The following is a 21525-nucleotide window of genomic DNA, read 5'->3' as shown; positions in this document are numbered from 1 at the left end:
CATCCGGTTAAGTCCTATTCCGGCAAGGGGGAAGTCCGCCGTTACGAACTCGCCTCCCTTTTAGAGCAATGCCAATTTGATGCTCCTCAATCAAAGGAGGTTGAGAGTTGGAAGCGAATGCCTTCCATCGGCCGTGAGATCTGAGTCGGTTCGCGAGGGGACGGGTATGAGGAGGCGACACAATGATCTTCGTTACCAGGTATTTCGCTCTCAAGCCAGGGCACTTTCGTGCGAGTGCATCAGTCAGGACGGATTTTTGAGAGAAGGGCTTGAGGCGGATCAGGTGCGCATAGAGCCTATTACCTCGGAGGCGATATCCACTTGTTTAGGCTGGGGAGAGGAGGCCAGTACTTTTCCGTGGGAAGAGGTTTGCACCTGGAAGGCAAGCGACCTCAAGGGTTTTGACGTTTCCATCTGGTATGGGGCAGACCTTTGTGGTCTTTGCTACGCGAGCCCACGAAAAAGCCGCTTGTGTATCAAAGTCATTCTGTTGGAGAGCAACCCAGACAAGAGTCACCCGTTGAAGGGCGAAATCGCCTCTCTCGCACTCACAGCCATAGATTTTTACGCACGTATGCTAGGTTGCCGCGAGATTGAGATACAGGATCCTGTCACTGCTGCCAGACCCCTATACGAAGCGTTGGGCTTCAGCAGTATGGAGGATGGTCGGCTTGTGATCCGGGTTGAACCTTAATAACATCGAGACAGTGTTAGCGAAGCTATGGAGGAAATCATGCGATCCGAAAAGAGCCGTGAAAAGCCGATAGCCGTAGCCAAATTCGAGGCTGAGGCACGACGACTGGCAGGCCAGATCTCCGTGAATCAGCTGCGTTTTCTTCAAGTCGCCAAAGCCAGGGGTGAGGCACTGGAGCCGGCGGGTCCGCTGGCCGGCCCTCAAGCCTGACATGCCTCAAGTTGCGGCGGCGCACTCATCAGATCGAGAAACCCATGAGCGCTGCCCCCACCACCCTCGTCCGCGAAACTTTCCCTGTAGGCCCCTTGCAGTGCAACTGCACCCTGATCGGTGACCCGGTCAGCAAGAAGGCCATCGTCGTCGACCCAGGCGGTGACCCGGACAAGATCCTCGCCCGTCTGCAGGCCCATGGCCTGACGCTGGTGAGCATCATCCACACCCACGCGCACTTCGACCATTTCCTCGCTTCGGGCAAGCTCAAGGAGCTCACTGGCGCTACCTTGCACCTGCACAAGCAGGACCAGCCGCTGTGGGACAACCTGGAAATGCAATGCCAGATGTTCGGCGTGCCCTTTACTCCGGTACCGTCGCCAGACCGTTGGCTGGGCGATGACGAGGAGCTCGCCTGCGGTTGTGGCGTGGCCCTTCACACGCCTGGGCACACGCCAGGCTCGATGAGTTTCTGGTTCTCCGATGCCAAGCTGCTGATCGCTGGCGACACCCTGTTCCGTCGCGGCATCGGCCGTACCGACCTGTGGGGCGGTGACCAGCGCGCCATCGTTCGCTCGATCAAGGAGCGGCTGTATCGCCTGGACGAAGATGCCATCGTGGTCACTGGCCACGGGCCGGATACACGCCTCGGCGACGAGATGCGCGAGAACCCGTTCGTGCGGGCTTGAGCCTGGATGAAAAGCCTTTCATGGAATTTTTCCGTATCCTAGCGATCTATGCCTGGCATAGATCCCTTTGCGATCTGCCGAACACACGAATTTTTGTAGGAGCTTGTCCATGTTCACCATGCGTCGTCTGATTATCGTCGCAACCGTTGCCGCCCTGATGACTGGCTGCGCCGGGCAGAATCCTTATGACAGCCAAGGCCAGGCTCAGGGTGAGTCCTCGGGGATGAGCAAGACCGCCAAGTACGGCGGCCTGGGCGCGCTGGCCGGTGCTGTTGCCGGTGCCGCCATCAACCACAACAACCGTGGCAAGGGCGCACTGATCGGTGCCGCCGCAGTCGGTGCTGCCGCTGCCGGTTATGGCTACTACGCCGATAAGCAAGAAGCCGAGCTGCGCGCGAAAATGGCTAACACTGGCGTTGAAGTTCAGCGCCAGGGCGACCAGATCAAACTGATCATGCCGGGCAACATCACCTTCGCCACTGACTCGGCCAACATTTCGCCGAGCTTCTACAGCCCGCTGAACAACCTGGCCAACTCGTTCAAGTCGTTCAACCAGAACACCATCGAAGTGGTGGGCTTCACCGACAGCACCGGCAGCCGCCAGCACAACATGGACCTGTCGCAGCGCCGCGCTCAGGCCGTCAGCACCTACCTGACTTCGCAGGGCGTGGACGCTTCGCGTGTTTCGGTTCGTGGCATGGGCCCGGACCAGCCGATCGCCAGCAACGCCGACGCCAATGGCCGCGCACAGAACCGCCGTGTAGAGGTCAACCTGAAGCCTATTCCAGGCCAGCAGTATGACCAGCAGCAAGGCCAGGTTCAGCAGTACCCCTAAGCCGTTCAGCACGGCGCAATGAAAAAGGGCAGGCCGGTAACGGCCTGCCCTTTTTCATTTCAGCGGATGCTGCTGGCCTGAATAGCAGTAAGGGCGATGGTATGGACGATATCGTCCACCTGCGCCCCTCGCGGCAAGTCGTTCACCGGCTTGCGCAACCCCTGCAGCATTGGCCCCAGGCTGACCCCATCGGTACTGCGCTGCACCGCCTTGTGGGTGGTGTTGCCAGTGTTCAGGTCAGGGAACACGAACACCGTCGCCCGGCCGGCCACCTGGCTCTCAGGGGCCAGCTGGCGAGCGACCTGCGGGTTGGCAGCGGCGTCGTACTGCAGCGGCCCGTCGATCAGCAGCCCTTGCTCTGCCGCCTGTGCCAGGCGCGTGGCTTCGCGCACTTTTTCTACTTCCTCGTCACTGGCCGAATCGCTCGAGTAGCTGATCATCGCCACCCGTGGCGCGATGCCGAAGGCCTGCGCCGACTCGGCGCTCTGCCGGGCGATCTCGGCCAGTTCGCTGGCGCTGGGGTGCGGGTTCATCACGCAGTCGCCGTACACCAGCACCTGCTCGGGGAACAGCATGAAGAACACCGACGACACCAGGCTGGCGCCGGGCGCGGTCTTGATCAGTTGCAGCGCCGGGCGGATGGTGTTGGCGGTGGAGTGCACCAGGCCCGAGACCAGGCCATCGACCTCATCCAGGGCCAGCATCATGGTGCCGATCACCACCGGGTCTTCCAGCTGCTGCTCGGCCATGGGCGCGTTGAGGTTCTTGCTCTTGCGCAGGTTGACCATTGGCTCGACATAGCGCCCGCGAATCAGTTCTGGGTCGAGAATCTCCAGGTCCGAGGGCAGGGTAATGCCCTGTGCACGGGCCACGGCTTCGACTGCTTCGGGCTTGGCCAACAGCACGCAACGGGCGATGCCGCGCGCCTGGCAGATTGCCGCGGCCTGCACCAGCAGCGGCTCGGCGCCCTCCGGCAGGACGATGCGCTTGTTGGCCTGCTGCGCCCGCTGGATCAGCTGGTAACGGAATACCGCTGGCGACAGGCGCATTTCCCGTGGCGTGCCGCAGCGCTGGTGTAACCAGGCGGCGTCCAGGTGGCTGGCGACGAAGTCGGTGATGAATTCGGCCCGATCACGGTCATCCACCGGGATTTCGCGGTTCAGCGAGTTGAGCAGGTTGGCGGTGTCGTAGGAGCCGGTGCTTACCGACAGAATCGGCAGGCCGGCCTGCAGGGCACCACGGCAAAGACCAAGGATGCGAGCATCAGGCTTGCTGTCGCTGGTCAGCAGCAGGCCAGCCAGGGGCACGCCGTTGATTGCGGCCAGGCTCACGGCGAGGATGATGTCGTCGCGATCGCCCGGGGTCACCACCAGGGTGCCCGGGGTCAGCAGCGGTACCGTATTGGCCACGGTGCGGGCGCAGATGATGATCTTGTTCATCCGCCGCTGCTCGTAGTCGCCGGCGTTGAGCACCTGGGCGCCGAGCAGTTCGGCCACGTCACGGGTGCGTGGGGCGTTCAGCTCGGGCTGGTAGGGAATACAGCCGAGCAGGCGGAAGTCGTTGCCGCGCAGCAGTGGCGAATGCTCGCGCAGGCGGGTGGCGAAGTCGGCCATGCTCTCGTCGGTGCGCACCTTGTTGAGGATCACCCCCAGCACTTTCGGGTCGCGCGGGCCGCCGAACAGCTGGGCCTGCAGTTCGACCCGCCCGGACAGCTCGCTGAGCACTTCGTTTTCCGGGGCGGAAACCAGGATCACTTCGGCATCCAGGCTCTTGGCCAGGTGCAGGTTGACCCGTGCGGCGTAGCTGGCGTGGCGAGTCGGCACCATGCCCTCGACCACCACCACGTCATTACCGACGCAGGCTTGCTGGTACAGGCGGATGATTTCTTCGAGCAATTCGTCCAGCTGGCCATCGCCAAGCATGCGCTCGACATGGGCCAGGCTCAGTGGCACCGGTGGCTTGATGCCGTGGGTACGGGCGACCAGTTCGGTGGAACGCTCCGGGCCGGTGTCGCCGGGATGAGGCTGGGCGATCGGCTTGAAAAAGCCGACCTTCAGCCCGGCCCGTTCCAGGGTGCGGACCAGGCCCAGGCTGATGGAGGTCAGGCCGACACCAAAGTCGGTCGGCGCAATGAAAAATGTCTGCATGCGTGCTTCTCGAAATAAGCGGTGCAAGGAATCAACGGCCAAGGGTAGCGCTATCGGCCCCTTGTGCGCACCAGCCGCAAGCGAATGGTTGGCCGATGCGCTCGGCGCGCTGTTCGGCGTCGAGCACCCACGGGCGTGCCTGCCACGGTGGCTGGTGGCGCAGGTGCTGGGTGTGGCCGCAGGACAGCTCGACCACCCAGTGGCCTTCTTCGTCCTGGTGGAAGCCGGTGATCCGACTGATGGGTCGCCCCTCGTCCGCGCTGCGGTCGCATTCAGGCGATGCCTTGGTTACACTTGTCAGTTCTACATACTTTTGCAAAAGGTCTTGCCCCATGCTGATCGCCGCCAACAAGGCTGTCTCCATCGACTATACCCTGACCAACGACGCCGGGGAGACCATCGACAGCTCCGCCGGCGGTGCGCCGCTGGTTTACCTGCACGGTGCCGCCAACATCATCCCGGGCCTGGAAAAAGCTCTGGAAGGCAAGCAAGCCGGTGACGAGCTGGAAGTTGCCATCGAGCCGGAAGACGCCTACGGCGAATACCTGGCCGAGCTGGTCAGCACCCTGAATCGCAGCCTGTTCGAAGGCGTCGACCAACTGGAAGTCGGCATGCAGTTCCACGCTTCGGCGCCGGACGGCCAGATGCAGATCGTCACCATCCGCGACATCGACGGCGACGACATCACTGTCGACGGCAACCACCCTCTGGCTGGCCAGCGCCTGAACTTCAAGGTCAAGGTTGTCGACGTGCGTGACGCCAGCGAAGAAGAAATCGCTCACCGTCACATCCACGGTGAAGGTGGCCATCACCACTGATTTTCTGCGCTAAGCTCAGAAAGTCGCCAGGCGCTCGGACAAGCCGGCATGCCTCCCCAGCGGGAGGTGCGCGGCTTGGAAGAGCGCCTTTTTAGTGGGCGCAATTTGCCCCCAGCGGCAACCGGGAACCTGAGAGGGGATTCATCATGAGTGCATTTCACGACCTGACGTTGAAGGCGCTGAACGGCGAGGACCTGCCCCTGGCACCGTTCAAGGGCCAGGTGGTGCTGGTGGTCAATGTCGCCTCCAAGTGTGGCCTGACACCGCAGTATGCTTCGCTGGAAAAGCTCCATCAGCAATTCAAGGGCAAGGGCTTCAATGTGCTGGGCCTGCCCTGCAACCAGTTTGCTGGCCAGGAGCCGGGCAGTGAGAAGGAGATTCAGGAGTTCTGCCGCCTCAACTATGGCGTCAGCTTCCCACTGGGAGCCAAGCTGGAGGTCAATGGCCATGAGCGTCACCAGTTGTACCGTCTGCTGGCGGGCGAGGGGGCGGAATTCCCTGGGGACATAACCTGGAACTTCGAGAAGTTTCTGGTGGGCAAGGACGGCCGGGTCCTCGCGCGCTTTGCCCCGCGTACCGCTCCTGACGATCCAACGGTGGTTCAGGCCATCGAAAAAGCCTTGAATTGATCTTTTGCCGGGGCGCGAAGCGGCCCCGGCGATGTACCAGAATCACTCAAATCAATAATGCTGGGCCCAGCCTCTCGCACACCCTAACCTCAGGCGCATTTCCTACCCCAGACGGAAGCGCCCCATGTCCAGCAACCCCCTGTTCCAGCCGTTCACCCTCGGCGCGCTCGAGCTGCCGACCCGCGTCGTCATGGCGCCGATGACCCGTACCTTCTGCCCTGGTGGCGTGCCGCACGCCGGCGTGGTCGAGTATTACCGCCGCCGTGCCGCGGCAGGCGTGGGGCTGATCATCACCGAAGGCACCACGGTCGGGCACAAGGCAGCCAACGGCTACCCCAATGTACCGCGCTTCCATGGTGAAGATGCCTTGGCTGGCTGGAAGCAGGTGGTCGACGCGGTGCATGCCGAAGGCGGCCGTATCGTCCCGCAGCTGTGGCACGTCGGCACGGTGCGCCGCCTGGGCACCGAGCCAGACGCCAGCGTGCCGGGTTACGGGCCGAGCGAGAAGGTCAAGGACGGCCAGGTGCTGGTGCATGGCATGTCGCATGACGATATCCGCAACGTGATCGCCGCCTTTGCCCAAGCGGCCCACGATGCCAAGGCCATCGGCATGGACGGCGTGGAGATCCATGGCGCCCACGGCTACCTGATCGATCAGTTCTTCTGGGAGGCCAGCAACCGCCGCAGCGACGAATATGGCGGCGACCTGGCTGGCCGCTCGCGCTTCGCCATCGAGCTGATCCAGGCCGTGCGCGCTGCCGTGGGGCCGGACTTCCCGATCATCTTCCGCTTCTCGCAGTGGAAGCAGCAGGACTACAGCGCACGTCTGGTGGAAACGCCGGAAGCACTGGCAGCCTTCCTTGAACCGCTGTCGGCGGCGGGTGTGGATATCTTCCACTGTTCGACCCGGCGCTTCTGGGAGCCCGAGTTCGAAGGTTCCGAGCTGAACCTGGCCGGCTGGACCCGTACACTCACCGGCAAGCCGACCATCACCGTCGGCAGCGTGGGGCTCGATGGCGAGTTCCTGCAGTTCATGGTCGCCACTGACAAGGTGGCCAAGCCGGCCAGCCTGGAAGGCTTGCTGCGCCGTCTGGGCGACGAAGAGTTCGACCTGGTGGCGGTTGGCCGTGCCCTGCTGGTGGACGCCGAGTGGGCGCAGAAAGTGCGCGAAGGGCGTGAAGCGGACGTGCTGCCGTTCAGCCGCGAGGCGTTGACGACTCTGGCTTGATCGCCAGTGCGGCGCCTGTCGGTTGGCTGCCGGCAGGTGCCGTGTGGCAGGCGTTGAACAAGTGTGATTCGAATTGCTCGACGATCGCTGGCCAGCCTTGGCGGCTGGCGTGCTGGCGGGCGTTCAGGCGAACCCGGCGCAGGGTTTCGCTTTCTTCCAGCAGCCAGCAGGCGGCATCGATGAATGCGCACTGCTCGCCAGGCATGGCCAGCGCGCCACTGTGACCATGGCGGATGTGCTGGGCCGCGGCAGCTTCATCGTAGGCGACCACGGCCAGCCCCGAGGCCATGGCTTCGAGCACCACGTTGCCGAAGGTTTCGGTCAGGCTCGGAAACAGGAACAGGTCGCCGCTGGCGTAGTGTTCGGCCAGCGCTTCACCGCGCTGCGCGCCGCAGAACACCGCATCCGACATCTGCTGTTCGAGGGCGGCCCGCTGCGGGCCATCACCCACCACCACCAGGCGCAGGCGCCGTTGTGGATACGTTTTCTGCAAGGCGTGCAGGCAGGGCTGCAACAGCGTCAGGTTCTTCTCTGCGGCCAGACGCCCGACGTGCAGCACGGCGATATCGTCCGCGCCGAGCCCCCAGCTTTCGCGTAACGCCTGGCTGCGTCTGGCCGGGTTGAACAGGCCGGCATCGACGCCCCGGGCCATCAAGGCCAGGCGCTCGAATCCGCGGCGTTCCAGCTCCAGGCGCTGGCTGACGCTGGGTACAAGGGTGGCGGCGGTTCGTCGATGGAACCAGCGCAGGTAATGGGTGAGCAGGCGCGCCAGCAGGCCGAGGCCGTATTGGCCGGAGTATTGCGGGAAATTGGTGTGAAAGCCGCTGACCACGGCAACCCCCAGGCGTCGCGCGGCGCGCAGGGCGCTGAGGCCCAGTGGCCCTTCGGTGGCGATGTACAGCACGTCCGGGCGATGCCGGCGCCAGCGGCGCAACAGCTTGTGCATCGACATCTCGCCCCACTGCAGGCCGGGATAGCCGGGCAGTGCCCAGCCACGGCAGAGCAACAGGCCCTGGTCATCGTCCGCCGGTGCCTCGTTGGCTTGCCGTGGGCGAACGATTTCCACCTGGTGACCACGCTGTCGCAAACCTTCGCTGAGGCGGCCAAGGGTATTGGCCACACCGTTTATTTCGGGTGGGAAAGTTTCGCTGACAAGGCAGATACGTAGGGCAGGTGTATTCATGACAAAAAGTGTCCACCTGTCGCGTTGCGCTCAAATGACGGCTTTGTGACGTGCAGGTGACGCCTGATTTCCGGCAGTTTCGCCTGTGTGAATATTTCTTTGCAGCGTGCTCAAGCGGCACGTGGTGCAGCCGATGAAGATGCATCCGAATCGGTTTGATGCGCTCCGGGAGTGCGGTGATGTTCAACAGCAAGCTCAAGAAAGAAATCCAGCAACTGCGCGAAGAGCTGATGGCCGTCGAGCAGGTCAAGAGCAGCCTCGACAGCGAGATGCTGGTGCTGCAGCTCGACCCCCAGGGGCGCATCGAGCAGGTCAACGGCAACTTCGAGAGCGAGATGCTCTATCGTGCCGAGCAATTGATTGGCCGTAACATCGAAGAGATCGTGCCGGGCCATGTTAAGAAGCTGGATTTCTACCAGCGCATGAAAAACGCCATCACCCGTGGCGAGCACCTCAACGGCGCATTCCGCCTGCTACGCGGCAACGGTGAGGAAGCCTGGCTGCGCTCTATCCTGCAGCCGGTGAAGACTGTCGACGGGCGGATCAAGCATTTCTCCATGCACTCCAGCGACCTGACCCGCACCATCGAGACATCGCGTGAGCATGAAAGCCTGATCAAAGCGCTGATGCGCTCCACCGCCGTGATCGAATTCAACCTCAACGGCGAGGTGCTGACGGCCAACGAGCGCTTCCTGCAGACGGTGGGCTACAACCTGGAGCAGATACGTGGCAAGCATCACCGCATGTTCTGCGAACCGGAGGAAGCCAACTCGGCGGGTTACCAGGCATTCTGGGACAACCTGCGCCGTGGCCAGTATGTGGCCGACCGTTTCAAGCGAATCGACGCCCATGGGCGCACGATCTGGCTGGAGGCTTCCTACAACCCGATCTTCGATGCCCATGACGTGCTGTACAAGGTGGTCAAGTTCGCCACCGTGATCACCGACCAGGTCAATCAGGAGCAGGCGGTGGCGCAGGCTGCCGACATTGCCTACAACACCTCCCTGGAAACCGACACCAGTGCCCGCAAGGCCACCGATGTGGTGACCCAGACCGTGGACGTGATGCGTGGGCTGGAAGGCTCGATGCAGGATGCTGCCGAGGGTATCCAGGCGCTGGACAGGCAGTCCAAGGTGATTGGCGCAATCATCAAGACCATCAGCGACATCGCCGGGCAGACCAACCTGCTCGCGCTCAACGCCGCCATCGAAGCCGCCCGCGCCGGCGAGCAGGGTCGCGGCTTCGCCGTGGTCGCCGACGAAGTGCGGCAGCTGGCCTCGCGTACCAGCAGCGCCACCGAGGAGATTGCCAAGGTGGTGCAGCAGAACGAGCAACTGGCCCAGGCGGCGGTGGACATCATCGACACCAGCAAGCGCCAGGCCGAACAGGGGTTGGCGTTGGCGGCGGATACCGGCGGGGTGATCGTCGAGATTCAGGAAGGGGCGAAGAAGGTGGTGGATGCGGTGGGGCAGTTTTCCAGCCAGTTGAGCCACTGATAGCGGCTCGTGAGGACAAAGGGCTCAGCACGGCCCTTTGCCATGGGCTATGGGTCAATCGGCCTGTTCGGTTTGCTTGATGTGTCGGTAGACGGTCGAGACGGCGTCGCCAACTGCCGCCAGGTCGACGTTGATAAGATGCTCCTCACCGTTCACGCCACGAGCCCCGAAGATACCCCCGGCTGGACTGATGGTGGGGGCTTCGCTGTTAAGCACCGCATCGACCAGCAACTCGACCAGGGGCGGCTGTAGTTGACCGCGCCGCTGTGAGAGTCCCAGGTGGTGTAGTGCAAGCGCTCGATTGGCTCAAGGATGTCATTGGCTTCCAGGGCCTCGCGCAGCCGCCACTTCACTCGCTGCTCGGCGATGGCCGTGCCCTGAAGATGCTCTGGGATACCTGCCAGCTCAATGAAGTCTTTCGATTTGACGTCTGTGAATTCCATCTTCGATCTCCTGTGATTTGAAGCCCGCAATGGTGCGGCCTTGAGCGCATTGAAGATCGAACAGAGCCGAGGCAGGCGCTAAGTATCTACTACGTGCGCTCCCGCACCCAAAACAACGTAGCCCCCGCCACCGCCGCCGGCATCATCAGCACGTTCACGCCCGGAATGAGCAAGGCCAGGTAGGTAATCCCGCCAAACCCCATCGACTGCCAGCGCTTCTGCCGCAGCCAGGCCAGCATGTCCTGCCAGCTCATCTTGTTGTTGTCTGCTGGGTAGTCGATGTACTGGATGGCCATCATCCACACGCCGAATACCAGCCACAGCGGCGCGGCGATCACGTTGACCACCGGGATCAGCGACAGGATGAACAGGCCGATGGCCCGCGGCAGGAAGTAACCGAGCTTGCGCATCTCGCGGCCGAAGGTGCGTGGCACCATGGCCACCAGTTCACCCCAGCTGAACGCCGGGAACGGGTCTTGGCCGCGCACCACCACTTCGACCTTTTCCGCAAGAAAGCCATTGAACGGCGCAGCGATGACGTTGGCCACCAGGGTGAAGGTGAAGAACACCATCAGCACCAGCAAGGCGACGAACAGTGGCCAGAGAATGTAGGAAAGGAAGCTCAGCCAGCTGGGCAGGGTCGGCATCAGGGCGTCGAGCCACAGGCTGAACTCGTGGCCGGCGAAGTAGATCAGGCCGCCGAACAGCAGCAGGTTGATCGCCAGCGGCAACAGCACGAACATCCGCAGGTTGGGGCTCAGCACCAGTTTCAGGCCTTCGCGCAGGTACTGGGGGCCGGAGAGGACAGGGGCTTGCATCGGGACACTCCGCAGAGAAGGGAAAACGCGCTGACCTTACCGAGTTTGCCGCGCCGACGAAAGGCAGGCGGACGTGAAGAAACCGGCTGTAACAAATGTGCCAGGGCCGTTTGCCCAGGTGAAATTCGCAGATAGAGGATGCCTATGAGGTGGATTGTCGAAGGATATTTCCTTAATCTCTGCCACCTCGCTACAGTGCGCTCAACTTTCCGCTTTCTGGGCCTGCGCGTTGTAGCACTTCCCCAAGTGCTGCGTGGGTCCTTTTTAATTTCCAGCTGGCGGCCCCGTTGGGCCCGCTCGACAGGAGTTCGACATGTCTGAAGTACGTCATTCGCGCGTCATCATCCTCGGTTCCGGCCCTGCCGGTTACAGCGCCGCGGTCTACGCCGCCCGCGCCAACCTCAAGCCACTGCTGATCACCGGCATGCAGGCGGGTGGCCAGCTGACCACCACCACCGAAGTCGACAACTGGCCGGGCGACCCCCACGGCCTGACCGGCCCGGCCCTGATGCAGCGCATGCAGGAGCACGCCGAGCGTTTCGAGACCGAAATCGTCTTCGACCACATCAATGCCGTCGACCTGGCCAACAAGCCGTTCACCCTGCAGGGTGACAGCGGCAAGTACACCTGCGACGCGCTGATCATCGCCACCGGCGCCAGCGCCCGTTACCTGGGCCTGCCGTCGGAAGAAGCGTTCATGGGCAAGGGCGTGTCGGCCTGCGCCACCTGCGACGGTTTCTTCTACCGCAACAAGCCGGTCGCCGTGGTCGGCGGCGGCAACACTGCCGTGGAAGAAGCGCTGTACCTGGCCAACATCGCCAGCAAGGTGACCCTGGTGCACCGCCGTGAAACCTTCCGCGCCGAGAAGATCCTGGTCGACAAGCTCAACGCCCGTGTCGCCGAAGGCAAGATCGAACTCAAGCTCAACGCCAACCTGGACGAAGTGCTGGGTGACAACATGGGCGTGACCGGTGCGCGCCTGAAGAACAACGACGGCAGCAGCGACGAAATCAAGGTCGACGGCGTGTTCATCGCCATCGGCCACACCCCGAATACTTCGCTGTTCGAAGGCCAGCTGACCCTCAAGGACGGCTACCTGGTGGTTGCTGGCGGCCGTGAGGGCAACGCCACCGCCACCAACGTCGAAGGTGTGTTCGCTGCCGGTGACGTGGCTGACCACGTTTACCGTCAGGCCATCACCTCGGCCGGCGCCGGCTGCATGGCGGCACTGGACGTCGAGCGTTACCTGGACGGCCTGGCCAACGCCTCGTTCTGATTCAGGAAATAAAAAACCGGCCATCTGGCCGGTTTTTCATGCCTGCGATTCGCTCACAGGCTCAGTCGCATCGACAGGTCAACGGCCTTCACATCCTTGGTCATGGCGCCAATCGAGATATAGTCGACGCCGGTCTCGGCAATCACCCGCAGGGTGGTTTCATTGACCCCGCCACTGGCTTCCAGCTTGGCCTTGCCAGCGGTGATACGCACCGCTTCGCGCATGTCATCCAGGGTCAGCTCGTCGAGCATGATGATGTCGGCGCCAGCATTCAGCGCCTCGCGCAGTTCCTCCAGGCTTTCCACTTCGATTTCCACCGGTTTGCCCGGGGCGATGCGGTGCGCCGCCGCCACGGCTTCGGCCACGCCACCGCTGGCGGCAATGTGGTTCTCCTTGATCAGGAAAGCGTCATACAGGCCGATGCGGTGGTTGTGGCAACCGCCGCAAGTGACGGCGTACTTTTGCGCAAGGCGCAGGCCCGGAAAGGTCTTGCGGGTGTCGAGCAGCTGCACCTGGGTGCCTTCGACCAGGTCGGCCAGGTAGCGCGCACGGGTGGCCACACCCGACAGCATCTGCAGGAAGTTCAGTGCACTGCGCTCACCGCTGAGCAGAGAGCGCGCCGGGCCTTCGAGGTGGAACAGCGGCTGATTGGCGGTGGCGCGCTCGCCATCGGCCACCTGCCAGTGCACGGCCACGCGCGGGTCAAGCTGACGGAACACGGCATCGACCCAGGCAGTGCCGGCAATCACGCAGTCTTCGCGGGTGATGATGGTGGCCTTGGCCAGGCGCTCGGCCGGGATCAGCTGCGCGGTGATGTCGCCGCTGCCGATGTCCTCCAGCAGTGCACGGCGCACATTGGCTTCGATCTCGGCGGTCAGGTCGGCAAGGCGTAGGTTCGGCATGGTCGGCTCCACAAGCTAGATGCCGGCGATTATAGGGCAGGGGGGCTGTGCCGTGTACAGCTTGCCTTGCAGGTGACCATTGGTCAGGTCAAATGAGCATTTGCCCGAAAACACAGTCACTTGCCCGCCAGAGAAGAGTGCTGGCAGCTGCCGGCATTTTTACCGATAATGGCGCCTAACAATTGGCGTCATAGCTTTGACGATTTTTCGCGCTGTCGAATACATTACCCAGCAAGGAGTCCGGGATGCATAAAGAAGGCAAGGTGGTGCCCCTGGCGGCGGCCATCGATCGAGGGGCACGCACGCCCTTGCCTTGCCTTCCGGTGTTGCTCCTGCAGGTGCGTGACAAGGCTGCCCTGCAACTGCGCCAGGGCCTGCAGGCGCTGTTCGACAATGCCGACGACACGCTTTTCGAAATGGCCGACCGGGCAGCCGACCGCTTCGACCAGAACCTGTACTTCGAAGCGATGCGTGACCTGCGCCTGAAGCGCAAGCACATCGAACGCGGTTTTCTCGACATCTTCTACGACACCTTCGCCCGGATCGGCCAATTCGACCCGCTGGGCCAGCAGGCGTCGAAAAACCAGGCGTACAGGGAGCGTGCCGTCGCCGTCGACGGCATGGTCGCACGGGTGCTGTCGCGTGATGGCCTCGCCCTCGAGCAACTGGGCATGCGTTTGCAGTGCCTGCTTGCGCGCAGCTTCGACGAACAACAGAACCCGTTCGGGCCTGCTGCGCTGTGTGGCTATTTCCTCGATGCCGGGCGCAACCTGGGCGTGGGCCTGCGGGTCAAGCTGATCCTGCTCAAGCTGTTCGAGCGCTATGTGCTGCGTGACATCGACGTGCTTTATGTCGAAGCCAACCAGTTGCTGGCCGCTGCGGGCGTGATGCCGGAACTGCAGCCAGCCCCGCGTCGACGCGCCGAAGACCGCCGCCTGAATGCGCGGCGCGCGCCGGCCAACCGGGAACCAGATGCCATGGGGGCTGACAGTGCCGGGCAGGCCTTCATGCGTTCGCTGGAAGGCCTGCTGGCGCCGTGCAGAGGGCGCATCGCCCCGCGCCTGCAAGCCGCCGCCAGCGCCGAGCCGATCAGCACCGCCGACTTGCTGCGCCTGCTTTCGCACCTGCAGCATTATGTTCCGGCCACGATCGACGATGACGACTTCGACCTGGGGCAGCAGCTTGAACAATTGCTGCTGCGGGTCAGCGTGCGCAGCGGTACGCGCCGGCGTATCGCCTGCGCCGACGAGGACATGATCAATCTGGTCGGCCTGCTGTTCGCCTACATCGCCGCCGACGACAACTTGCCGCTGAGCCTGCGCGCGCTGATCGTTCGCCTGCACATTCCGCTGCTCAAGGTGGCACTGCTGGACAAAGGCCTGTTCAGCCGTGCCAGCCACCCGGCACGGCGCCTGCTCAATGAGATTGCCGCTGTCGCGATCGGCTGGGAAACCGGCAGCGAAGGCCTGCGCGACAGCCTGCACCTGCGCGTGGAGCGCATCGTCCAGCGCCTGCTCAACGATTTCACCGAAGATGCCTCGCTGTTCGCCGAGCTGCTGGAGGACTTCCTCGCCTTCAGCCAGGACGAACGCCGGCGCAACGAACTGCTGGAGCAGCGCACGCGCGATGCCGAAGAGGGGCGCGCGCGTGCCTTGCAGGCCCGCCAGCAGGTGCAGCAGGTGCTCAACCAGCGCCTGCGCGGGCGCACCCTGCCGCAGGTGGTCGTGCACATGCTGGTCCAGGCCTGGAGCCAGGTGTTGCTGTTGGCGTGGCTCAAGCAGGGCGAGGCATCCCAGGCCTGGCAGCAAGCGCTGGCGACCATGGATAGCCTGCTCGCCAGCATTGCTCTGCATCAGCAGCCCCAGGTGTTGCTGCAACAGGTGCCAGGCTTGCTCAAGGCCCTGCGCGATGGCCTGGCCAGTGTGGCGCTGGACTCGGCGGCCACTCGCGAATTCTTCCTGCAACTGGAGCAACTGCACTTGCGTGCGTGTGCGGGGGGCGCACAGCCAGATGTCAGCGATGAACTGGCCGAGGTCCTGGTGGCCGAAGACATCGTGCTGGCCATCGCCGAAGAGTCCGCCTGCGCGCCACTGCGTCAACTCGATGAACACGCGGCGGAGCTGCGCCAGGTGCAGCGCTTGCGGATCGGCACCTGGGTAGAAATACTCGATGATGACGAGCCGCTGCGCTGCAAGCTGGTCGCGCGCATCGACAGCAGCGACCGCCTGGTCTTCGCCAACCGTACCGGGATGAAGGTGCGTGAATGGAGCTCGGCCGGCCTGGCGCAGGCCCTGCGCCGAGGCGAGGCGCGCTTGCTGGATGATGGCCTGCTGTTCGAGCGGGCCCTGGAAGCCGTCCTCGAAGGCCTGCGCCAGCAACAGGTGCACTGAGCCGACGGCATTACAATCATTCACATGCACTGTGGCCCGCGTGCAGGGCATACTGCAGCTCTGTACCGGTGTTTTTCAGGATCTGCCCCATGCAATTGGACCGTGCCACTGGCTGGTTCCACGGAAACGGAATCACCCACTGCCCCTCGCCGAACTTCAACGCCCGCCCGGACGGTGAAGCGATTTCCCTGCTGGTAATCCACAACATCAGCCTGCCACCGGCCTGCTTCGGCAGTGGCAAGGTGCAGCAGTTCTTCCAGAACCGCCTGGATCCGAACGAACATCCTTACTTCGCCAGCATCACCCACCTGACCGTCTCGGCACACCTGTTCGTCGAGCGTGACGGGGCGGTGACCCAGTTCGTGTCGTTGCTCGACCGTGCCTGGCATGCCGGTGTGTCGTGTTTCGACGGGCGTGAGGGCTGCAACGACTTTTCCATCGGGATCGAACTGGAAGGCACCGACGATCTGCCCTATACCGATGCCCAGTACGCCGTGCTGGAGCAACTGACCCGGCAGATCCAGGCCGCCTGGCCGGTGATCGACCTTGAGCGCATCCAGGGCCACAGCGACATTGCCCCAGTGCGCAAGACCGACCCTGGCCCGGCCTTCGACTGGGCGCGTTACCGCAAGGCTGTGAGGGACAACGAGGACAACGCATGAGTTTTCTGGTGCTGTTACTGGCGCTGTGGGTAGAGAAGTTTTCTGCGCTGCGCCATCAGGTACAACGGGACGGTTTCTTCCTGGGCGAACTGGTGCGCCTGGAGCGCAGCGGCAAGGTGCATCCCTGGTGGACACTGGCGATCCTGGTGCTGGCGCCAGTGGCGGTACTGGTGCTGTTGCTGCACGTGCTGGACCCGGTGGCCTACGGTTTGCTGGCCTTGCCGGTGCACTTGCTAGTGCTGATCTACAGCCTGGGGCGCGGCGATGCCAAGGCTTCCCTCGGGCCATTCCGCGATGCCTGGCGGCGTGGCGACGACCAGGCCGCACTGCATGTGGCCGAACGCGACCTGGGCCTGGCGGCCGACGAGCCACACAGCCTGCTGGTGCGTGTGCAGGGTTACCTGTTGTGGCAGGCCTATCAGAGCTTCTTCGCGGTGATTTTCTGGTACTTCGTGCTCGGTCCTGGCGCGGCGCTGGCCTACCGCCTGCTGGCGCTGACAGGCGAGCATAGCCGCCAGCCCGCGCTCAAGGCCCGTGCCGAACAGCTGCGGCATATCATGGACTGGCTGCCAGTGCGGATGCTCGCCCTGAGCTTCGCGCTGGTCGGCAATTTTGTCGCAGTAATGCGGGTGATGCTGCACGAGCTGCTCAACTGGCATATCAGCGCCGGGCACCTGGTGGCCAGGGTCGGGCGCATTGCCGATGATATCCCCGAGGAAGAAGACCCCCAGCGCGGGCTGGGGCGGCTGGACAGCCTGTGGGAGCTGCTGCTGCGTTGTGCGGTGTTGTGGTATGCAGGGTTTGCCCTGTGGACAGTGCTGGTGTGAGCACCTTCGCGGGCAACGGTTAACCTTAAGTTACAAACCTCCGATTCGATCTGCGTTATACAAGTGGCCTAGTGCTATCTCTGCAGAACAACAAGAATCCATGGAGGTGCCCCGTGAAGCGTCTGCTCTACCCGGCCATCGCATTGATGAATCGGCTGAGCTTCGGCCAGAAGTTCAGCCTCATCAGCGTCCTGTTCTTCCTGCCCATGCTGGCCACCAGTTTTTATCTGGTGCGCGATGCCTACCAGCAGTTCCATGCCACCCGCGCCGAGTTGCAGGGCATTGCCCCGCTGAGCGACAGCCTGACCCTGCGCGCCGACCTGGAGGCGCTTGGCAACCTGTTGCAGGTCAATGCCGTGCTCGGCCAGTCGGGCCAGGCGGGGGACCTGGAGACGCGTATCGCTGCGTTGCAGGACAAGGTCCAGGCGCAGTTGCACACGCTGCAAGGTGATGAGGCGGTACCCCAAGGCAAACTCGAAGAACTGGCCACTGCATTTGCCAGTGCCCGGGCGGAATCCTCTCTGCAGAACAAGGCTGCGTTGTTCGACAAATTGCTGGCCCAGGCCCAGATGCTGGGCAAGCAGGTGGTCAGCCAGTCCGGCCTGAGCCAAGACAGCCAGGCTACGGTGCGCCAGCTGAGCGAACTGCTCGGGGTCGCCACGGCGCAAGTCACTCAGGCCTTGGGTGAGGGCCGGGCCATGGGTGCCGTTGCTCTGGGGCGGGGGTTCATCGACTCTGCTGGCAGTGCCCGTTTCGAAGATCTGTTGCAGCGCCTCGATCGCCTTGGCGCCGACTATGCCTTGCGGCTGGATGATGCCCTGGCCACGGACCGGGCCGTCAAGGCCAGCCTGGCGGGCGCGGCAGCCACCAGTCAAGCGACAGTCAGGCAGGCTGCGTCGTTGTTCGAGGAGCAGGTGGTGGTGGCGGAAACGCTCGATGCCCCTTGGCCGGCGTTCTATCAACAGGTCAGCGAACTGATGGCGCAGACCTATCGCTTCAACGACGCCGTGCTCGCACACCTGCAAGGGCAGTTGCAGGAGCGCCTGGCCGAGCAGCGCTTGCGGATGCTCGCCCTGGGCACGCTGCTGGCCGGTGTCTTCGTGCTGATCCTGTACTTGTACGGCGGCTTCTATGTCTCGACCCGGGCCACCTTGCGCCGGCTGGGCGGTGCCATGGACAAAGTGGCCGCGGGCGACATGACGGTCAGCTTCCAGGCCCATAGCCGTGATGAATTGGGTGAGTTGGGCCAGGGCTTCAGCGAAACCGTGCGGCGTATCCGCAGCCTGATTGACCAGGTCGGACGCACCGTGGTGGCCGTCGAGGAGCAGGCCGGGCAGGTGCTGGCCGTGTCGGCGCGGAGCAATCAGGCGGTCAGCGGCCAGCGTGAACAGATCGAGCAGGTGGCCACGGCGATGAACCAGATGAGCGCCACCGCGCAGGAGGTGGCGCGCAGTGCCGCACTGGCGGCCAACGGCGCACAGCAGGTCAACCTGGAAAGCGCCAACGGCCGTACCCTGGTGGCCAGCCAGCAACACAGCATCGGCCGCCTCGCCGAGGAAATCGACCAGAGCGTGCTGGCGATCAATCGGCTGGCCGATGACAGCCAGGCCATTGGCCAGGTGCTGGAGGTGATTCGCGGCATTGCCGAGCAGACCAATCTGCTGGCGTTGAACGCGGCCATCGAAGCGGCGCGGGCCGGTGAGCAAGGACGAGGGTTTGCCGTGGTGGCCGATGAAGTGCGTACCCTGGCCCGGCGTACCCAGGACTCCACTGCGCAGATCGCGCAGATGATCCAGCGCCTGCGCGAAGGCGTGGAGCAGGCGGTGCGGGCGATGGGCAGTAGCCATCAGATGGCCGCGGGCACTGTCGATGAGGCGCGCCAGGTGCAGCAGGCGCTGGGCAATATCCTTGGCGCGGTGGGTGGCATCGTCGAGCAGAACCAGCAGATCGCAGCAGCGGTCGAGCAGCAGACGGCGGTGGCCCATGACATCGACCGCAATATCGTCGCGATCAACCGGGCGGCGCAGGATACGACCCAGGGTGCTTGCCAGACCGAGGATGCCAGCCGTGTGCTGTCGACGCAGGTGGTGGAGTTGAAACGCCTGATCGGGGCATTCAGGGTGTGATTGCCTGCACCGGCCCTTTCGCGGGGCAAGCCCGCTCCCACAGGTACTGCGCAAAATTCGAGATGTGTAGAAATCCTGTGGGAGCGGGCTCGCTCCGCGAAAGGGCCGGTACTACCAGCCGAAAAGCTCGCAGGCATTACGGCTGCTGACTTCAGCCAATACCTCAGCCTCGATGCCCATCACTTCGGCCAGTGCCTCGGCAATCTCCGGCAGATGCTCCGGGCTGTTGCGCATACCGGCAAACATCACCGGTGCCATGTCTGGCGAATCGGTTTCCAGCACGATGCTTTCCAGCGGCAGACGCGGCAAGGTCTTGCGCAGGCGCAGTGCCTGCGGCCAGGTCGCTGCACCGCCCAGGCCAAGCCGGAAGCCCAGCTTGATGTACTCGCGCGCCTCTTCGTAACTGCCGGCAAAAGCATGGATCACCCCCGCCCGCGCCGGCTTGTAGCGCTTGAGCGTGGCAATCACCTGGGCGTGGCTACGACGCACGTGCAACAGGGCAGGCAGCGCGAAGTCGCAGGCCATCTGCAGCTGCGCTTCGAACAGCGCCTGCTGGCGTTCCTTGTCCAGCGTTTCGAGGTAATAGTCCAGGCCGAATTCGCCAACTGCACACAGCCGTGGGTCGCCCTGCAGGCGTTCCAGCCAGTCGCGCAGTTGCGTCAGGTGCTCCGGCCGGTGCTGCTCCAGGTAGACAGGATGTAGCCCCAGCGCCGCATGCACGTTGCCTTTGGCGCAGGCCAGGTCCCACACCCGCTGGAAATTCGCCTGGTACACCCCCAGCACCACCAGGCGCTCCACCCCACGCGCCGCCGCGTTGGCCAGCAGGCGCGGGCGGTCGGCGTCGAAGTCGGGGAAGTCCAGGTGGGTGTGGGTGTCGATCAGGCGCATGGTCAGGCCGCGGTGATGCGTTGCTTGAAGGTTCGGCCAATGGCGTGCACGCCGGGCTCGTAGCGCTTTTCCTCGATGGCGGCCAGGGCCAGCTCCAGCGCGGTGGCGGCGATCAGGCCGTGCTGCTGGGCCATGGCGTTGACCGGCAGTGGCAGGAAGTCGAGCAACTGGTTGTCACCGAAGGTGCCCAGGTGCAGCTGGCGCGAATCGGCCGGGAGCGCCTGCAAGGTATCGAATACCCCCTGCAGCAGCACGTAGGAGGTGGTCACCAGGGCATCCGGCAGGCCGCCTTGTTCGTCGATCAGCTGCTGCATCAGGCGTTGGCCGCATTCACGGCTGAAGCCTTCGCCCTGATAGCGGCGGACCACGCCGCCGAAACCTTGCATGGCTTCGTCGAAACCACCGGCGCGCGCCTGGCTGACCGACAGTTCCGGGCGGGCACCGATCAGCGCGATGCTGTTGGGCGCGGTGGCCAGCAGGCTTTCGGCCAGCTGGCGGCTGGCATCGCGGTCGTCGCTGATCACCGAGCAGAACTGTGCCGGGTCCAGGCGCCGGTCAATGGCGATCACCGGCAGGCCCTTGTCCTGCAGCTCACGGTAACTGTCGTCCTCCGGCGGCAGGCAGCTGGCGACAAACAGGGCATCGCAACGGCGGGCGCGGAACAGCTGCTGCAGTTGGCGCTCACTGTCGGGCTGGTCATCGCTGCTGGCGATCAGCAGCTGGTAGCCGCGGGCGCGAGCGCCTTGCTCGAGCTGTTTGGCGATGCGGGCATAGCTGGGGTTCTCCAGATCCGGGAGAATGAAGCCCAAGGTACGAGTGTGTCGGCTGCGCAGGCCGGCTGCTTGCGGGTTGGGGGTGAAGCCATGGGCCTCGACCACCGCGCGCACCCGCTCGACAGTGCTGTTGCTGATGCGCTGCTGTTCGGCCTTGCCATTGATGACATAACTGGCAGTGGTCACTGACACACCGGCCAGACGGGCGATATCGCTGAGTTTCACCGAATTTTCCTTGTTATTACCGGGACTGGCTACGGAACCAGGACCGGGTAGTTTGACCCGTGTTGGCCGCCACGCGCAGGCGACCATTGTCGCAATTGTCCGACAGGATGGGGCTTTTTCCTCGGAAGATTATCGAGTAACGTGGCCGCTTGGTCAGATTAAACGTTTCAGCTATTAATTTTTCTGCCTCGGCTGCCTGCTGTGCAAGGCTGTCGAACTGGCTGATTCTGTGAATATCACAACAATACCTCAGTACCCGGCATCAA

20 protein-coding genes and 1 pseudogene are annotated in these 21525 nt (G+C 63.5%); 13 read left to right on the top strand and 8 right to left on the bottom strand.

Going from position 1 to position 21525, the window contains the following annotated elements; all coding sequences use genetic code 11:
• Positions 1-733 precede the first annotated feature (733 nt).
• The 3 genes from C2H86_RS28175 to C2H86_RS07720 all read left to right on the top strand — a co-directional run bounded on the left by C2H86_RS28175 (position 734) and on the right by C2H86_RS07720 (position 2428).
• A complete protein-coding gene (locus C2H86_RS28175; protein WP_205524598.1) occupies positions 734-904 on the top strand; it encodes a hypothetical protein in 171 nt (56 codons plus the stop codon).
• Positions 905-948: 44 nt separating this feature from the next.
• Complete coding sequence (locus tag C2H86_RS07725) at positions 949-1593, top strand: MBL fold metallo-hydrolase (protein ID WP_159412095.1); 645 nt, start codon at positions 949-951, stop codon at positions 1591-1593.
• Between the two features lie 109 nt (positions 1594-1702).
• Positions 1703-2428, top strand: coding sequence for an OmpA family protein (locus C2H86_RS07720; RefSeq protein ID WP_159412094.1), 726 nt, complete (start codon positions 1703-1705; stop codon positions 2426-2428).
• A 59-nt stretch (positions 2429-2487) separates the two neighbouring features.
• On the opposite strand, the gene pta is transcribed toward C2H86_RS07720, so the two are convergent.
• Both pta and C2H86_RS07710 read right to left on the bottom strand, forming a co-directional pair.
• Positions 2488-4575 (bottom strand): phosphate acetyltransferase, encoded by a 2088-nt coding sequence (pta, locus tag C2H86_RS07715; RefSeq protein ID WP_159412093.1) that lies wholly within the window; start codon positions 4573-4575, stop codon positions 2488-2490.
• A gap of 31 nt (positions 4576-4606) precedes the next feature.
• The gene (locus C2H86_RS07710; protein WP_159412092.1) at positions 4607-4909 is read right to left on the bottom strand and encodes a DUF3565 domain-containing protein; all 303 of its coding nucleotides are present in this window, start codon (positions 4907-4909) and stop codon (positions 4607-4609) included.
• On the opposite strand from C2H86_RS07710, the gene C2H86_RS07705 reads away from it, so the two are divergent.
• The 3 genes from C2H86_RS07705 (at position 4908) to C2H86_RS07695 (ending at position 7250) form a co-directional block, all read left to right on the top strand.
• Positions 4908-5393 (top strand): FKBP-type peptidyl-prolyl cis-trans isomerase, encoded by a 486-nt coding sequence (locus C2H86_RS07705; RefSeq protein WP_027918346.1) that lies wholly within the window; start codon positions 4908-4910, stop codon positions 5391-5393. The two genes, C2H86_RS07710 and C2H86_RS07705, sit on opposite strands and share 2 nt — an antisense overlap.
• 146 nt (positions 5394-5539) lie before the next feature.
• The gene (locus tag C2H86_RS07700) at positions 5540-6022 is read left to right on the top strand and encodes a glutathione peroxidase (protein ID WP_159412091.1); all 483 of its coding nucleotides are present in this window, start codon (positions 5540-5542) and stop codon (positions 6020-6022) included.
• 124 nt (positions 6023-6146) lie between these two features.
• On the top strand, positions 6147-7250 hold the full coding sequence (locus tag C2H86_RS07695; RefSeq protein ID WP_159412090.1) for an NADH:flavin oxidoreductase: 1104 nt from the start codon (positions 6147-6149) through the stop codon (positions 7248-7250).
• On the opposite strand, the gene C2H86_RS07690 is transcribed toward C2H86_RS07695, so the two are convergent.
• A complete protein-coding gene (locus C2H86_RS07690; protein ID WP_159412089.1) occupies positions 7219-8433 on the bottom strand; it encodes a glycosyltransferase family 4 protein in 1215 nt (404 codons plus the stop codon). The two genes, C2H86_RS07695 and C2H86_RS07690, sit on opposite strands and share 32 nt — an antisense overlap.
• A gap of 158 nt (positions 8434-8591) precedes the next feature.
• Between C2H86_RS07690 and C2H86_RS28635 the strand changes: the two are divergent.
• Positions 8592-9341 (top strand): annotated as a pseudogene (locus C2H86_RS28635) (PAS domain-containing protein); the annotation flags it as partial.
• Positions 9342-9497: 156 nt separating this feature from the next.
• Positions 9498-9929 carry a methyl-accepting chemotaxis protein gene (locus C2H86_RS28630; protein WP_430738581.1) on the top strand — a complete coding sequence of 144 codons (432 nt, stop codon included), beginning with the start codon at positions 9498-9500 and terminating at the stop codon, positions 9927-9929.
• A gap of 152 nt (positions 9930-10081) precedes the next feature.
• Here C2H86_RS28630 and C2H86_RS07680 read toward each other — a convergent pair whose 3' ends face one another.
• Both C2H86_RS07680 and cysZ read right to left on the bottom strand, forming a co-directional pair.
• Positions 10082-10372, bottom strand: coding sequence for a hypothetical protein (locus tag C2H86_RS07680; protein WP_163985944.1), 291 nt, complete (start codon positions 10370-10372; stop codon positions 10082-10084).
• Between the two features lie 89 nt (positions 10373-10461).
• Positions 10462-11190 (bottom strand): sulfate transporter CysZ, encoded by a 729-nt coding sequence (gene cysZ / locus C2H86_RS07675; RefSeq protein ID WP_159412086.1) that lies wholly within the window; start codon positions 11188-11190, stop codon positions 10462-10464.
• A 313-nt stretch (positions 11191-11503) separates the two neighbouring features.
• Between cysZ and trxB the strand changes: the two genes are divergently transcribed.
• Positions 11504-12466, top strand: coding sequence for a thioredoxin-disulfide reductase (trxB, locus tag C2H86_RS07670; protein ID WP_159412085.1), 963 nt, complete (start codon positions 11504-11506; stop codon positions 12464-12466).
• Positions 12467-12519: 53 nt separating this feature from the next.
• Here the strand turns inward: trxB and nadC are convergent, their stop codons facing one another.
• Complete coding sequence (nadC, locus tag C2H86_RS07665; RefSeq protein ID WP_159412084.1) at positions 12520-13368, bottom strand: carboxylating nicotinate-nucleotide diphosphorylase; 849 nt, start codon at positions 13366-13368, stop codon at positions 12520-12522.
• 245 nt (positions 13369-13613) lie between these two features.
• Between nadC and C2H86_RS07660 the strand changes: the two genes are divergently transcribed.
• From C2H86_RS07660 to C2H86_RS07645, 4 genes are all read left to right on the top strand, one after another.
• Complete coding sequence (locus C2H86_RS07660) at positions 13614-15758, top strand: DUF1631 domain-containing protein (RefSeq protein ID WP_159412083.1); 2145 nt, start codon at positions 13614-13616, stop codon at positions 15756-15758.
• A gap of 89 nt (positions 15759-15847) precedes the next feature.
• Positions 15848-16420 carry a 1,6-anhydro-N-acetylmuramyl-L-alanine amidase AmpD gene (gene ampD, locus C2H86_RS07655; RefSeq protein ID WP_159412082.1) on the top strand — a complete coding sequence of 191 codons (573 nt, stop codon included), beginning with the start codon at positions 15848-15850 and terminating at the stop codon, positions 16418-16420.
• Complete coding sequence (gene ampE / locus C2H86_RS07650) at positions 16417-17247, top strand: regulatory signaling modulator protein AmpE (RefSeq protein ID WP_159412081.1); 831 nt, start codon at positions 16417-16419, stop codon at positions 17245-17247. The genes ampD and ampE overlap by 4 nt, the downstream gene beginning before the upstream one ends.
• A gap of 113 nt (positions 17248-17360) precedes the next feature.
• Positions 17361-19373: a methyl-accepting chemotaxis protein gene (locus tag C2H86_RS07645; protein WP_159412080.1), complete on the top strand. Its 2013-nt coding sequence runs from the start codon at positions 17361-17363 to the stop codon at positions 19371-19373.
• Between the two features lie 111 nt (positions 19374-19484).
• Here the strand turns inward: C2H86_RS07645 and C2H86_RS07640 are convergent, their stop codons facing one another.
• Both C2H86_RS07640 and cra read right to left on the bottom strand, forming a co-directional pair.
• A complete protein-coding gene (locus C2H86_RS07640) occupies positions 19485-20261 on the bottom strand; it encodes a TatD family hydrolase (protein WP_159412079.1) in 777 nt (258 codons plus the stop codon).
• A 2-nt stretch (positions 20262-20263) separates the two neighbouring features.
• A complete protein-coding gene (cra, locus tag C2H86_RS07635) occupies positions 20264-21259 on the bottom strand; it encodes a catabolite repressor/activator (protein WP_159412078.1) in 996 nt (331 codons plus the stop codon).
• Positions 21260-21525: the final 266 nt, after the last annotated feature.

Source organism: Pseudomonas putida, assembly GCF_009883635.2.
GTDB lineage: Bacteria > Pseudomonadota > Gammaproteobacteria > Pseudomonadales > Pseudomonadaceae > Aquipseudomonas > Aquipseudomonas putida_W.
Note: the sequence above shows the minus strand (reverse complement) of the source record. Positions and strands in the feature narration are given on the sequence as shown.